This is a genomic window from Mesorhizobium sp. B2-3-7 (assembly GCF_006442695.1).
GTDB lineage: Bacteria > Pseudomonadota > Alphaproteobacteria > Rhizobiales > Rhizobiaceae > Mesorhizobium.
Genome location: NZ_VFVV01000004.1, coordinates 158,258 through 171,393 on the forward strand (window position 1 = coordinate 158,258; position 13,136 = coordinate 171,393).

Genomic DNA, 13,136 nt, shown 5'->3' on the forward strand with positions numbered 1-13,136 from the left:
ACGAACATCGGCCACAGGCTTCCGCCCGCCCTCGCTTCAGGCGAATTCCATGATCACCGCGTCGACGGCCAGGCTGTCGCCCGGCTTGACGTTGAGTTTCGCCACCACGAGATCGCGCTCGGCGCGCAGCACGTTCTCCATCTTCATCGCCTCGACGACGGCCAGAGTCTCGCCGGCCTTGACCTCCTGGCCTTCGGCGACGGCGATCGAGACGACGAGGCCGGGCATGGGACATAGCAGCAGGTTGGACGTGTCGGGCTCCAGCTTTTCCGGCATCAGCCTTTCCAGCACGGCAATGCGCGGCAGCATGGCGCGCGCCGTCACCGAAAGCCCTTTCCAGGCGATGCGAAGGCCGTTTGGCGCCGGGCGCAGTTGCGCCACCATTTCGTGCCCGCCGACGCTGCCGCGCCAGACCAGTTCGCCCGGCCGCCAGGCCGACGAAACCGTCAGCGGCTTGCCGCCCTCGATGGACAAGTCGACTTCCATCGGAATGGAGATCATGCCCTCCAGGATGGACGCGGACAGATAGTCCTTGCCAATCTTCACCACCCAGTGACGCTTGAGTGCCCCCGAATGCGGCGCCAAGCGCCCGCCCAGCCGGTCGAGCCGGTCGCGGCGCAGCAATTCGACCACGGTGGCGACCGCCGCCAACACGGCCTTGTCGTCATGGTCGGGCAGGATCGGCGCAAAGCCGTCGGGATATTCCTCTGCGATGAATCCGGTCGAAATCCGCCCTTCCCGCCAGCGCGGATGCTGCATGAGCGCCGCCAGAAAAGGGATGTTGTGCTCGATGCCGTCGACGACAAAACTGTCCAACGCTTCGGACATCGCGTCGATTGCCTCCAGCCGGGTCGGCGCCCAGGTGCACAGCTTGGCAATCATCGGGTCGTAGAACATCGAAATCTCCGATCCCTCGGTGACGCCGGTGTCGTTGCGGATGACGACGTCGCCGACTTGCCCTTCCTGCGGCGGTCGATAGCGCGTCAGGCGGCCGATCGACGGCAGGAAGTTGCGATACGGATCCTCGGCATAGAGCCGGCTCTCCACCGCCCAGCCATTCAGTTTCACGTCGCTTTGCTTCAAGGCGAGCTTCTCGCCGGCTGCCACACGGATCATCTGCTCGACCAGATCGACACCGGTGACAAGCTCCGTCACCGGATGCTCGACCTGCAATCGTGTATTCATTTCAAGGAAATAGAAGTTTTTCTCAGAGTCGACGATGAATTCCACCGTGCCGGCGCTCTGGTAGTCGACGGCCCTGGCCAGCGCCACCGACTGCTCGCCCATGGCCTTGCGTGTCCTGGCATCGAGGAAAGGCGATGGCGCCTCCTCGGCCACCTTCTGGTTGCGGCGCTGGATCGAGCATTCGCGCTCGCCGAGATAGAGTGCGTTGCCATGCGCGTCGGCCAGCACCTGGATCTCGATGTGGCGTGGATCGACGATGAACTTCTCGATGAAGACGCGGTCGTCGCCGAACGAGCTCTTGGCCTCCGAGCGCGCGCGGTCGAAGCCGTCGCGCACCTCGGCCTGGTTCCAAGCGATGCGCATGCCCTTGCCGCCGCCGCCGGCCGAGGCCTTGATCATCACGGGATAGCCGATCTCTCCGGCGATCTTCTCCGCGTGGTCGGCGTTCTCGATGACGCCGAGCCAGCCGGGAACCGTCGAAACATTGGCGGCGTTGGCGAATTTCTTCGATTCGATTTTGTCGCCCATCGCCTTGATGGCCTTCGGCTTCGGCCCGATGAAGACGATGCCCTCCTTCTCCAGCGCCTCGCAGAATGATGCGCGCTCGGACAGGAAGCCATAGCCGGGATGCACGGCCTGAGCGCCGGTCGCCTTGCACGCCGCGATGATTTTCTCGGGCACGAGATAGCTCTGCGCGGCTGGCGACGGTCCGATATGCACCGCCTCGTCGGCCATCTCGACATGCACGGCATCGCGATCGGCGTCGGAATAGACAGCGACCGTGGCGATGCCCATCTTGCGCGCGGTCTTGATGACGCGGCAGGCTATCTCGCCACGGTTGGCGATCAGGATTTTGGTGAACATGCGGGCAAATTCCCCTCCGGCGGACGGTCCAGTTCTATGGATTATGTCGCCATGTCTCAAGTACCGTGTGCGTGGCGCGAACGCCTGCGGTCAAGGGTGTGCTACCTGCGTCAAGAAAGCCGATATTTCGTCTCATCTGGCGGTTGATGAGCAGGCCAAAACCTGAAAGCCTGAGCGCAAAATTGCGTTGGAGGATTGCCAGATGAAAACCCGCGCCGCCGTTGCCGTTGCTGCCGGAAAGCCGCTTGAGATCATGGAGGTCGACCTTGACGGTCCGCGCGAGGGCGAGGTGCTGGTCGAGATCAAGGCGACCGGCATCTGCCACACCGACGAGTTCACGCTGTCGGGCGCCGATCCCGAGGGCCTGTTCCCGGCCATTCTCGGCCACGAGGGCGCCGGCGTGGTGGTCGATGTCGGCAAGGGCGTCACCTCGGTCAAAAAGGGCGACCATGTGATCCCGCTCTATACGCCCGAATGCCGGCAGTGCCCGTCGTGTTTGTCGCGCAAGACCAATCTGTGCACCGCCATCCGCGCCACGCAGGGGCAAGGCCTGATGCCGGACGGCACCTCGCGCTTCTCGATCGGGGGCGAAAAATTGTTTCACTATATGGGCTGCTCGACCTTCTCCAACTTTACGGTGCTGCCGGAGATCGCCGTGGCCAAAGTCAATCCCGACGCGCCCTTCGACAAGATCTGCTACATCGGCTGCGGGGTGACCACCGGCGTGGGCGCGGTGATCAACACCGCCAAGGTCGAGCAAGGCGCGACCGCGGTGGTCTTCGGCCTCGGCGGCATCGGGCTCAACGTCATCCAGGGCCTGAAACTTGCCGGCGCCGACATGATCATCGGCGTCGATCTCAACAACGACAGACGAGCCTGGGGCGAGCGCTTCGGCATGACGCATTTCGTCAATCCGAAGGAGATCGACGGCGACATCGTTGCCCATCTCGTCAACATGACCAAGCGCGGCGCCGACCAGATCGGCGGCGCCGACTATACGTTCGACTGCACCGGCAACACCAAGGTGATGCGCCAGGCGCTGGAGGCTTCGCATCGCGGCTGGGGCAAGTCGGTGGTCATCGGTGTGGCGGGCGCCGGCCAGGAGATCTCGACGCGGCCCTTCCAGCTGGTCACCGGGCGGACCTGGATGGGCACCGCCTTCGGCGGCGCGCGCGGCCGCACCGACGTGCCCAGGATCGTCGACTGGTACATGGACGGCAAGATCGAGATCGATCCGATGATCACCCACACGCTCAAGCTCGAGGACATCAACAAGGGTTTCGACCTCATGCATGAGGGCAAGTCGATCAGGAGTGTCGTGGTTTATTGAGGGCGGCCACACGCCGCGGGCACGGGCCCGCGACCTCTGTGGTCAAAAATGGGAGGAGAAAGGCATGGCGGAAAAACTGCATCCGAAAATCGACAATGGTCTGCCCAGGGAGAGTGCGAGCTTTATCGGCGGCACGCTGGTCTGCGCCTGTACCAGCAATCCGGTCAAGGTGAAGGTCAAGGGCCAGATCGCCCACAACCACGCCTGCGGCTGCACCAAATGCTGGAAGCCCGAAGGGGCGGTGTTCTCGGTGGTGGCCGTAGCCGGCACCGGCGACGTCACCGTCACCGAGAACGGCGACAAGCTGAAGGTGGTGGACCCGAGCGCGTTGATCCAGCGCCATGCCTGCACCGGCTGCGGCGTCCACATGCATGGACCCGTCGAGCGCGACCATCCGTTCAAGGGCTTGTCCTTCATCCATCCCGAGCGCTTCGAGGAGGATGGCTGGTCGCCGCCGGGCTTTACCGCCTTTGTTTCTTCGATCATCGAATCCGGTGTCGACCCGAGCCGCATGGACAGCATTCGCGGCCAACTGAAATCGATCGGCCTCGAACCTTATGACTGCCTCAACCCCGGCCTGATGGACTATATCGCCACCTGGACCGCCAAGAGGTCGGGAGCGCTTCCGGCCTGACGACCATGAGATTTGAGGCATGGGGCCGGACGGGTTGCCGGCCCCATGCTCATTTGGAGAGACAATGCCCGCACCCGCCATCCTCGTCGACGCAGACGCTTGCCCGGTCAAAGCCGAAGTCGAAAAAGTTGCCGAGCGCCACGGCGTCGTCGTCACCTATGTTTCCAATGGCGGCCTGCGCCCCTCCCGCGACCCCATGATCCGCAATGTCGTCGTGTCCAAGGGTGCCGACGCCGCCGACGACTGGATCGTGGAAAACGCAAAACCCAACGACATCGTGGTGACCGCGGACATTCCACTGGCCGCACGCACGGTGGCGCTCGGGGCCCATGTATTGGGGCCGACCGGACGTCCATTCACGCCGGAAACGATCGGCATGGCGGTGGCAATGCGCGACTTGAAGCAGCATCTGCGCGAGACCGGCGAAAGCAAGGGCTACAATGCGAGCTTCGCACCGCAAGACCGCTCACGGTTTCTCGGCGAACTCGACCGCATCTTGCGGCGCGCTCTAAAATCCGCCACACCGCAGTAGAAGCCCAGCGCCATTCGGAACCATCATGGCCGCCGAAATCCCCTCCAGCACGCCCATGCACCGGCACATGCTGTTCGCGGTGTCGGCTTGTGTCGGCGTCTTTGCGCTTCTGCTGGCGTTGCTGCTTCACGCGCCGCTCGCTTATTCGATCGGCGCCAACGCCTTTTTTGCCGCCTATGTCACGCTGGTTGTCGCCCAGATGCCCAAATTCACCGGCATCTATCTCAGCAAGAATGCGCGTGACACCGACCAGCCTGTGCTGGTCATCTTCGCCGTCACGCTGGTCGTCGTCGGCGTTGCCATCACAGCACTGTTCCAGTTGATCAACCAGAAAGGCAGTTCGAACGCGATGGAGCTCGGCTTCGCGCTGCTGTCGATTCCCCTCGGCTGGTTCACCATCCACGCCATGGCGGCATTGCACTATGCGCATGTGTACTGGATGGACGGCGACCTGGTCGATGCCGGAACCAAGAAGAAAATCCCGGTCGGCGGCTTGCTGTTCCCCGGCGACAAACGGCCGGAAGGCTGGGATTTTCTGTACTTCTCGACGGTCATCGGCATGACGGCGCAGACCGCCGACACCAACATCTCGACAACCCATATGCGCCGCGTCGTGCTTGTTCATTCGATCCTGTCGTTCTTCTTCAACACGGTCATCGTCGCCGCCGCCGTCAATCTCGCCGTCAGCCTGGGCGGCCCTTGAGCTTCGATCTGATATTTTCGTGATCGATGAAACATCGGCTTGGCTGGCGACGTATCAGGAGGAGAATGATGCAGACAGCGGCCGCGCCGGATGGAACGGCCAGGAAGCGAGACCAGATGGAATCGGTTGCCATGAACCAACCCGCCGCCAGCGCGGACAGTGACGCTACGAAGGCCACGACATTGATCTACCGGCAATCGGCCTGGACGCGGCTGACGCACTGGCTGTGGGCCATCTCGCTGTTCTTCATGCTGCTTTCCGGCCTCCAGATCTTCAACGCCCGTCCGCAGCTCTATCTCGGCAAGCAGTCCGGCTTCGACTACAACAACACCGCCTTCGCTATCGGCGCCGAGAACACGAATGCCGGGCCGCGCGGCTATACCGAAATCCTCGGACACCGCTTCGACACCACCGGCGTGCTCGGCTGGTCTGGGCCGGCAGGACAAGAGACGCCCCGCGCCTTCCCGTCCTGGGCGACGATCCCATCATACTACGACCTCGGCACGGCACGCGTCGTGCATTTCTTCTTCGCATGGGTGCTGACGACGACGCTGCTTGTGTGGCTGGTCGCCAGCCTGGTCAACGGCCACATCAGACGTGACCTCGCCCCTCGCCTGGACGATCTCAGGCGCCTGCCGCAAGATATCGTCAATCACGCCAGGCTGAAGTTCCACCACACGCGCGAATACAACACGCTGCAGAAAATGGCCTATGGCGGCGTGCTGTTCGTGCTGTTGCCGCTGATGATCCTCACCGGGCTCGCAATGTCGCCAAGCATGAATTCGGTGCTGCCGTTCCTCAACGACCTGCTCGGCGGCCGGCAGACGGCGCGCACCATCCATTTCACCGTCATGGTGCTGCTCGTGGGCTTCTTCATCATCCATATTCTGATGATCGTCGCCGCCGGCCCGATCAACGAACTGCGCTCGATCGTCACCGGATGGTATCGGACCGACCCGCCGGCGCATCATGACGCAAAATCCTCCGAAAGGAGCGCCTGACATGGCAAAATTCGAGATCAACCGCAGGAAATTCCTGACCGCGGCCAGCCTTGGCCTTTCCGGTATCACGCTTTCAGGCTGCGATGCCTTCGACAGCCAGCTCGGCGTGGGCGACGGCCTGCGCAGCTTCCTCGAAAACGCCAACGATCTCACACACCACGCGCAACGTCTGCTCGCGGGCAGCGATTCGCTGGCGCCGGAGTTCACTGAAGCCGACATCCGTCAGCCGATGCGCCCCAACGGCGTGACGTCACCCGACGACGATACCTACAAGGCCCTGCTCGCCAACAACTTCGCCGACTGGCGACTGGAGGTTTCGGGTCTGGTCGAAAAGCCGCTGTCGCTGACCCGCGAGCAGCTCATGAACATGCCGAGCCGAACGCAGATCACCCGCCATGATTGTGTCGAAGGCTGGAGCTGTATCGCCAAATGGACCGGCACGCCGCTGTCGCTGGTGCTCGACCAGGCGGTGGTCAAACCCGAGGCGCGCTACGTCATGTTCCATTGCCTGGACACGATCGACCGCAGCCTTTCGGGCGACATCAAATATTACGGCAGCATCGACCTCATCGACGCCCGCCACCCGCAAACGATCCTGGCCTACGGCGTCAACGGCAAGCCGCTGCCGGTCGAGAACGGCGCGCCGCTGCGTGTCCGGGTCGAGCGCCAGCTCGGCTACAAGATGCCGAAATATCTCTACAAGATCGAGCTGGTCGACGGCTTCGCCGCCGTAGGAGCGGGACGTGGCGGTTATTGGGAAGACAACGGCTACGACTGGTATGGCGGGATCTGATCGCAATCGGCACGCTGCTACCGAGCCAGGCATTGCCTAAGCGGCCTTGCCTCGTCGTCAAGAGCTGGGCCGGCCCGCACAGCCTCGCAATCCCAGTGATATCGGCCGTGTCTTGCCCAGCAAACAGCCTGGTTGGCGAAGACTGTCGGCAACACGTCGCCGGCAGGTGACAATCTGTCGTTGACGGGCTATGGATAACGAGTCGAGGGCTTTTGCGAGCCCTACCTGTTTGCGGGAGAGAGCAGCGAGAGCTGTCGCCGAAGGGGAAATCGCCCGAAATCTCTCAGGCAAAAGAACCGTAGACGGGAAAGACACTCTGGAAAGTCGGGGCCTGCCCCCGCGCCGAAGGTGTAAGCGCTGCCGACAGAGTTACGGGGCGCGAGTCTCTCAGGCTTCAGACAGAGGGGCACGGACTGGTCGCCATTCGCGACCGATTGCGTGCGACTCTGGAGAACACATGACGGGCGACACCAAACACCTTCCTCTCGAAGACATCCACGCAGCTGCCGGTGCGCGCTTTGGCGCCTTTGCCGGCTGGTCGATGCCGCTGACCTACCCGGCCGGCGTCATGAAGGAGCATCTTCACACCCGCGAACATGCGGGCCTGTTCGACATCTCGCACATGAAACTGTTCAAGGTCATCGGGCCGGGCGCGATTCCCCTGCTCAATCTTGCCTGTCCGCTCGATGCGGGCGCGCTCGAAATCTCACAGTCGAAGCTGACATTTTTCCTGAACGAGGCCGCGGGGATCCTGGACGATCTGATCGTCACCCGGCTGGGCGATACCAACTTCATGGTCGTCGCGAATGCCGGCAACGCGATCGCCGACGAGAAGCATTTGCGCGAGCTCGCGACCGGCTTCGATGTCAAGGTCGAACCGCTCGACCGGGTCTTCCTCGCCATCCAGGGTCCCGAGGCCTGGGCGGCACTTTCGCGCGCCGGTATCGAGACCGGGTCGCTGCTGTTCATGCATGGCATCGAACCGCGAAAGAACTGGTTCATGAGCCGGTCCGGCTACACCGGCGAGGACGGGTTTGAGATCGGCCTGCCTGAGGCAGACGCGCGCGGTCTCGTGGCGAAGCTGCTCGAAGACGAGCGCGTGCTGTGGATCGGCCTTGCCGCCCGTGACAGCCTGCGGCTGGAAGCCGGCCTCTGCCTGCACGGCCAGGACATCACCGCGCAAACCGATCCGGCAAGCGCGGCGCTGATGTGGGCCATCCCGACGGACATCCGCGCCAACGGCACGTTTATCGGCGCCGACGCGCTGCGCGCCGCCGTCGAGCGCGGCTCCGCTCAGAAGCGCGTCGGCCTGAGGCCGGATGCCCGCCAGCCAGTGCGCGCCGGCGCCACGCTCTTTGACGCCGACGGCAATCCCGCCGGCCACGTAACCTCGGGCGGTTTCGGCCCGTCTGCCGGCCATCCCGTCGCCATGGGTTATGTCCCGACGCCCTTGGCGAAACCCGGAACTCGGATTTTCGCCGACGTGCGCGGAACGAAGATTCCCGTCGACGTTTCTTCCCTGCCTTTCCTCCCGCATCGCTACCGCAAAGGATAATTTTCAGATGGCAAAGACCTATTTCACCGCCGATCACGAGTGGCTCAGCGTCGAGGGCGGCATCGCCACCGTCGGCATCACCGACTACGCGCAGGAGCAGCTGGGCGACCTCGTCTTCGTCGAACTGCCCGAAACAGGCAAGAAGCTCGCCAAGGGCGACACCGCCGTCGTGGTCGAATCCGTCAAGGCGGCCTCCGACGTCTACGCGCCGGTCGACGGCGAGATCACCGAGGCCAACGCAACGCTGTCGTCCGATCCGTCGCTGGTCAATTCGGCGGCGACCGGCGCCGGATGGCTGTGGAAAATGAAGCTTGCCGACGAAAGCCAGCTCGCCAGTCTCATGGATGAGGCCGCCTACAAAGCCCATATCGGCTGAAATCAGGACGCATTGACATGACCGCAGCACCCTACCCCTTCTCGGCCCGCCATATCGGACCCGGCATTGCCGATGTGAGAGCCATGCTGGCCGTCATCGGCGTGCCCTCAGTGGAGACGTTAATCAGCCAGGCCGTGCCGAGATCGATCCGCCTCGACCAGCCGCTGTCCCTGCCCGCGCCGGCCAGCGAAGCCGAAGCGCTGGCCGAATTGTCGGCGACCATGGCCCGGAATACGGTTCTGAAGAGCTTCATCGGCGCCGGATATTACGGCGTGCACGTGCCGCCGGTCATCCAGCGCAACCTGTTCGAGAACCCGGCCTGGTACACGGCCTATACGCCCTACCAGGCGGAGATCAGCCAGGGCCGCCTGGAAATGCTGTTCAATTTCCAGACGTTGGTTGCGGAACTGACCGGCCTGCCTGTGGCATCGGCTTCGTTGCTCGACGAAGCGACAGCGGTCGCCGAAGCGATCGGCATCGCATTGCGCCATCACCGCGACAAGCGCACCAAGGTGGCTCTCGCCGGCACGCCGCACCCGCAGACGCTGGATGTGGCGCGCACCCGCGCCGAGCCGCTCGGCATCGAGATCGACGGCGAGACGATCGACGACAACACAGCCGCCCTGCTCGTCTCCTGGCCGGACACTTTCGGCGTCTATGGTGATCACAAGGCGGCCATCGACAAGGCGCGCGCGGCCGGCGCTCTGGTCGTCTTCATCGCCGACCCGCTCGGCCTGACACTGACCGACACGCCGGCAAGGCTTGGCGCAGACATTGCCGTCGGTCCAATGCAGCGCTTTGGCGTGCCGATGGGCTTTGGAGGCCCGCACGCCGCCTACTGCGCGGTTGCCGACAAATTGACCCGATTGATGCCCGGCCGCCTGGTCGGCCAGTCGACCGACAGCAAGGGCCGTCCAGGCTACAGGCTTGCCCTACAGACGCGCGAGCAGCACATCCGCCGCGACAAGGCAACGTCCAACATCTGCACCGCCCAGGCGCTGCTTGCCAACATGGCGACAGCCTACGCCATCTGGCACGGCCCCGCCGGCCTTCAGGCAATCGCCGGGCGCATCCACGCGCTGGCCAGCCGCCTGGCAGCCGGGCTCAAGGCGGCAGGCTTGCCGGTGATCGGCACGAGCCGCTTCGACACGGTGACGGTGGAGACGAAGGGAAAGGCCGCGCAGATTGCCGCCGCCGCCGAAAAGGGCGGCCGGCTTCTGCGCGTCATCGATGCCGACCGTGTCGGCATCGCCTTCGACGAGACCTCTGACGAAACCGACCTGGAAGCCATTGCCGCCTTGTTTGGGGCCAAGCCAAGCGCGGAGGCCGCCGCCACCACGCCCGGCAAGCCGCGCGGCAAGGAGTTTCTCACCCAGCCCGTCTTCCACGAGAACAAGTCGGAAACCGAGATGATGCGCTTCCTGCGCCGGCTGGCCGACAAGGACCTGGCCCTCGACCGCGCGATGATCCCGCTGGGGTCCTGCACCATGAAGCTCAATGCCGCGGCCGAGATGATGCCTGTGAGTTGGCCTGAAATCGCCAACATGCATCCCTTCGCGCCGGCCGCGCACTCGGCAGGCTACCGCGCCATGATCGACGATCTGGAAGGCTGGCTTTCGGAGATTACCGGCTTCGATGCGGTAAGCCTGCAGCCCAACGCCGGCAGCCAGGGCGAATATGCCGGATTGCTGGCCATCCGCGCCTATCACCGCTCGCGCGGCGAGGGCCATCGCACGGTCTGCCTGATCCCGTCCTCCGCGCACGGCACCAATCCGGCGAGCGCGGCGATGGCCGGCATGAGCGTGGTCGTCGTTCGCTGCCTGGAGGACGGCAATATCGACATGGACGACATGAGGGCCAAGGCCAACGAGCATTCCAGGAATCTCGCGGCGCTGATGTTCACCTATCCCTCGACGCATGGCGTCTATGAAGAGGGCGCGCGACATCTCTGCGCCCTCATCCATGAGCATGGCGGCCAGGTCTATTTCGACGGCGCCAACCTCAACGCCCTGGTCGGCCTCGCCCGCCCGGGCGACATCGGCGCCGACGTCTGCCACATGAACCTGCACAAGACCTTCTGCATCCCCCATGGCGGCGGCGGCCCGGGTGTCGGCCCGATCGGCGTCAGGGCGCATCTGAAGCCCTATCTGCCGGGCCATGTCACCGAAGGCTCCGCGCATGCCGTGGCCGCCGCACCTTTCGGGAGTGCCTCCATCCTGCCCATCACCTGGATGTACATCCGCATGATGGGCGCTTCCGGCCTGAAGCAGGCGACCGAGACGGCGATCGTTTCGGCCAACTACGTCGCGACGCGGCTCGCCCCACACTTCCCGCTCCTTTACAAGGGCAGGAGCGACCGCGTTGCCCATGAGTGCATCCTCGACACCCGCGTGCTCAAGGAGAGCGCCGGCATCAGTGTCGAGGACATCGCCAAACGGTTGATCGACTACGGTTTCCATGCGCCGACCATGTCGTTCCCGGTCGCCGGCACGCTGATGGTGGAACCGACCGAATCCGAGCCCAAGCGCGAGCTCGACCGCTTCTGCGAGGCGATGATCGCCATCGCGGGCGAAGCGGCCAAGGTTGCGAGGGGCGAGTGGCCCCTGGCCGACAATCCGCTGGTCAATGCGCCGCACACCGCCGCGGAGGCGCTGGCCGGCCAGTGGAGCCATCCCTATTCGCGCCTGGAAGCGGCCTACCCCGCCGGAGACGCCGACATGGCGGCGAAATACTGGCCGCCGGTATCGCGCATCGACAATGTCGCCGGCGACCGCAACCTGGTCTGTTCATGCCCGCCGCTGTCGGACTATTTGGGCGCGGCCGAATAGTCTCGCAAACTATGCTGAGCGCAAGGCCGGCTTGATCGGCTCGGCCTTGCCCATCCTTTTGTGGCTGACGACGCAATTGCGGCCCGCGCGCTTGGCGGCATAGAGCGCTGCGTCCGCCTCGGCCAGCACCTCGCCGAGGCTGTTGCCGTTGGCGCCGCCAAAGCCGATGCCTCCGCTGACAGTGCTGCGCAAGGGACCGTGGGAGGTCGCAACGATCTCGGTGCCGAAGGCGACGCCGATCTTGCTTGCGAGCTCGTAAGCCCTCTCTTCGGTCACCCGGGACATGACGATCGCGAATTCCTCGCCGCCGAGACGAAAGGCGTCGACGCCCGTTCTGGCATATTTTCTGATGACTGCGGCGAAGCGGCACAGAACCTGATCCCCCACCGGGTGACCATAGATGTCGTTCGTCTTCTTGAAATGATCGAGGTCGAACATGACGACAGCCATGAACGGACCGAAGGCCCGTTCGCCATGGAGCGACATCAATCCCCGGCGGTTCATCAGCCCGGTCAACGGATCGGTCATCGTCTCGGCCTTCAGCTCGATCTGCGCCTGCAGGTGATGCAGGGAAAGCGTCAATGCGCCGAGACCGGTCATGCAGGCCACGGCCACGACCGAATTCAGGCGTTCGGCCCAGTTATCGGGGGCTGCCCCGAGCGTCCATTGCCCCTTGGCCACCAGGACGACCGCGCAAAGTGCAAACGACACCGCACAGGTGCCGCCTAGGAACGAAACCACCAGCAGGATTTTGCGATCATGACTGCCGTTGAGCCAGAACATGGTTCCGATCGCCGAGAGCAGCACAGTCACCGTTACATAGGTAACGATGAAGCCTACCCCGTCGAGACCGAGGGAAGTCACCGCCGCGCAGATCGTCATGGCGGCCAATGTCGGCAAAATGGCACGCCGGTAATCCGGCACGCCGAGATACTGCATGGCCGAGAGGCAGATGACCAGGAAACCGAGGCTGAGCAATGCAAGCGCGACCTGGCAAAGCAGCGGATCAGGCTCCTTCGTGTATCGCCAGAACAGGATGACATGCACAACGAGCACGAGAATGCCGCACCCCACCGTCAGCACGAAGCTGGCCCGGGGCGCGGCGAACCAGATCGCGAACATGGTGATGCTGAGGCAGATGCCCGACAGCGCGGCTGCGAGCAGGAGCGAACTGAAATCCAGCATATTGGGCGGGGGTTCCCTGAGCGTCGGCCTTACCGCTGCATTCTAGGTCAACGACAGCCATCAGACATGATTTTCAACTGATCTTCCGGCTGAGACCTTCGGATAGAGTTTACAAAGCGTCGACGCCGAGTGTCCCAAAATCGTCCTCGC

11 protein-coding genes and 1 riboswitch are annotated in these 13,136 nt (G+C 63.8%); of the genes, 9 read left to right on the forward strand and 2 right to left on the reverse strand.

Translation table 11 applies throughout. The features are described from left to right. Nucleotides 1–36: 36 nt before the first annotated feature. Nucleotides 37–2,049 (reverse strand): acetyl/propionyl/methylcrotonyl-CoA carboxylase subunit alpha, encoded by a 2,013-nt coding sequence (locus tag FJ940_RS10220; protein ID WP_140656428.1) that lies wholly within the window; start codon nucleotides 2,047–2,049, stop codon nucleotides 37–39. 202 nt (nucleotides 2,050–2,251) lie between these two features. Here FJ940_RS10220 and FJ940_RS10225 point away from each other — a divergent pair, with 202 nt between their 5' ends. From FJ940_RS10225 to gcvP, 9 genes are all read left to right on the forward strand, one after another. Then, entirely contained in the window at nucleotides 2,252–3,379 is a 1,128-nt protein-coding gene (locus FJ940_RS10225; RefSeq protein ID WP_140656430.1) for an S-(hydroxymethyl)glutathione dehydrogenase/class III alcohol dehydrogenase, read from the forward strand. 64 nt (nucleotides 3,380–3,443) lie between these two features. Next, nucleotides 3,444–4,013 (forward strand): S-(hydroxymethyl)glutathione synthase, encoded by a 570-nt coding sequence (gene gfa / locus FJ940_RS10230; protein WP_140495858.1) that lies wholly within the window; start codon nucleotides 3,444–3,446, stop codon nucleotides 4,011–4,013. Between the two features lie 64 nt (nucleotides 4,014–4,077). Continuing rightward, nucleotides 4,078–4,545 (forward strand): YaiI/YqxD family protein, encoded by a 468-nt coding sequence (locus tag FJ940_RS10235; RefSeq protein WP_140495857.1) that lies wholly within the window; start codon nucleotides 4,078–4,080, stop codon nucleotides 4,543–4,545. A 25-nt stretch (nucleotides 4,546–4,570) separates the two neighbouring features. Next, a complete protein-coding gene (locus FJ940_RS10240; protein WP_140633496.1) occupies nucleotides 4,571–5,248 on the forward strand; it encodes a DUF1345 domain-containing protein in 678 nt (225 codons plus the stop codon). Between the two features lie 116 nt (nucleotides 5,249–5,364). Then, entirely contained in the window at nucleotides 5,365–6,249 is an 885-nt protein-coding gene (locus FJ940_RS10245) for a cytochrome b/b6 domain-containing protein (protein ID WP_140656572.1), read from the forward strand. A gap of 1 nt (nucleotide 6,250) precedes the next feature. Further along, a complete protein-coding gene (locus FJ940_RS10250; protein WP_140656433.1) occupies nucleotides 6,251–7,042 on the forward strand; it encodes a molybdopterin-binding protein in 792 nt (263 codons plus the stop codon). Between the two features lie 222 nt (nucleotides 7,043–7,264). Then, nucleotides 7,265–7,351, forward strand: a riboswitch (glycine riboswitch). A 148-nt stretch (nucleotides 7,352–7,499) separates the two neighbouring features. Then, complete coding sequence (gcvT, locus tag FJ940_RS10255) at nucleotides 7,500–8,597, forward strand: glycine cleavage system aminomethyltransferase GcvT (RefSeq protein WP_140656435.1); 1,098 nt, start codon at nucleotides 7,500–7,502, stop codon at nucleotides 8,595–8,597. Nucleotides 8,598–8,604: 7 nt separating this feature from the next. Then, entirely contained in the window at nucleotides 8,605–8,973 is a 369-nt protein-coding gene (gene gcvH, locus FJ940_RS10260; RefSeq protein ID WP_140495853.1) for a glycine cleavage system protein GcvH, read from the forward strand. 17 nt (nucleotides 8,974–8,990) lie between these two features. Next, nucleotides 8,991–11,801 (forward strand): aminomethyl-transferring glycine dehydrogenase, encoded by a 2,811-nt coding sequence (gene gcvP, locus FJ940_RS10265; protein ID WP_140656438.1) that lies wholly within the window; start codon nucleotides 8,991–8,993, stop codon nucleotides 11,799–11,801. A gap of 9 nt (nucleotides 11,802–11,810) precedes the next feature. Here gcvP and FJ940_RS10270 read toward each other — a convergent pair whose 3' ends face one another. Then, the gene (locus tag FJ940_RS10270; protein ID WP_140495851.1) at nucleotides 11,811–12,986 is read right to left on the reverse strand and encodes a diguanylate cyclase; all 1,176 of its coding nucleotides are present in this window, start codon (nucleotides 12,984–12,986) and stop codon (nucleotides 11,811–11,813) included. Between the last annotated feature and the right edge of the window lie 150 nt (nucleotides 12,987–13,136).

Coding starts and splice junctions, on each gene's coding strand:
- FJ940_RS10220 (WP_140656428.1), bottom strand. CDS start 2,049: ATGTTCACCAAAATCCTGATCGCCAACCGTGGCGAGATAGCCTGCCGC.
- FJ940_RS10225 (WP_140656430.1), top strand. CDS start 2,252: ATGAAAACCCGCGCCGCCGTTGCCGTTGCTGCCGGAAAGCCGCTTGAG.
- gfa (WP_140495858.1), top strand. CDS start 3,444: ATGGCGGAAAAACTGCATCCGAAAATCGACAATGGTCTGCCCAGGGAG.
- FJ940_RS10235 (WP_140495857.1), top strand. CDS start 4,078: ATGCCCGCACCCGCCATCCTCGTCGACGCAGACGCTTGCCCGGTCAAA.
- FJ940_RS10240 (WP_140633496.1), top strand. CDS start 4,571: ATGGCCGCCGAAATCCCCTCCAGCACGCCCATGCACCGGCACATGCTG.
- FJ940_RS10245 (WP_140656572.1), top strand. CDS start 5,365: ATGGAATCGGTTGCCATGAACCAACCCGCCGCCAGCGCGGACAGTGAC.
- FJ940_RS10250 (WP_140656433.1), top strand. CDS start 6,251: ATGGCAAAATTCGAGATCAACCGCAGGAAATTCCTGACCGCGGCCAGC.
- gcvT (WP_140656435.1), top strand. CDS start 7,500: ATGACGGGCGACACCAAACACCTTCCTCTCGAAGACATCCACGCAGCT.
- gcvH (WP_140495853.1), top strand. CDS start 8,605: ATGGCAAAGACCTATTTCACCGCCGATCACGAGTGGCTCAGCGTCGAG.
- gcvP (WP_140656438.1), top strand. CDS start 8,991: ATGACCGCAGCACCCTACCCCTTCTCGGCCCGCCATATCGGACCCGGC.
- FJ940_RS10270 (WP_140495851.1), bottom strand. CDS start 12,986: ATGCTGGATTTCAGTTCGCTCCTGCTCGCAGCCGCGCTGTCGGGCATC.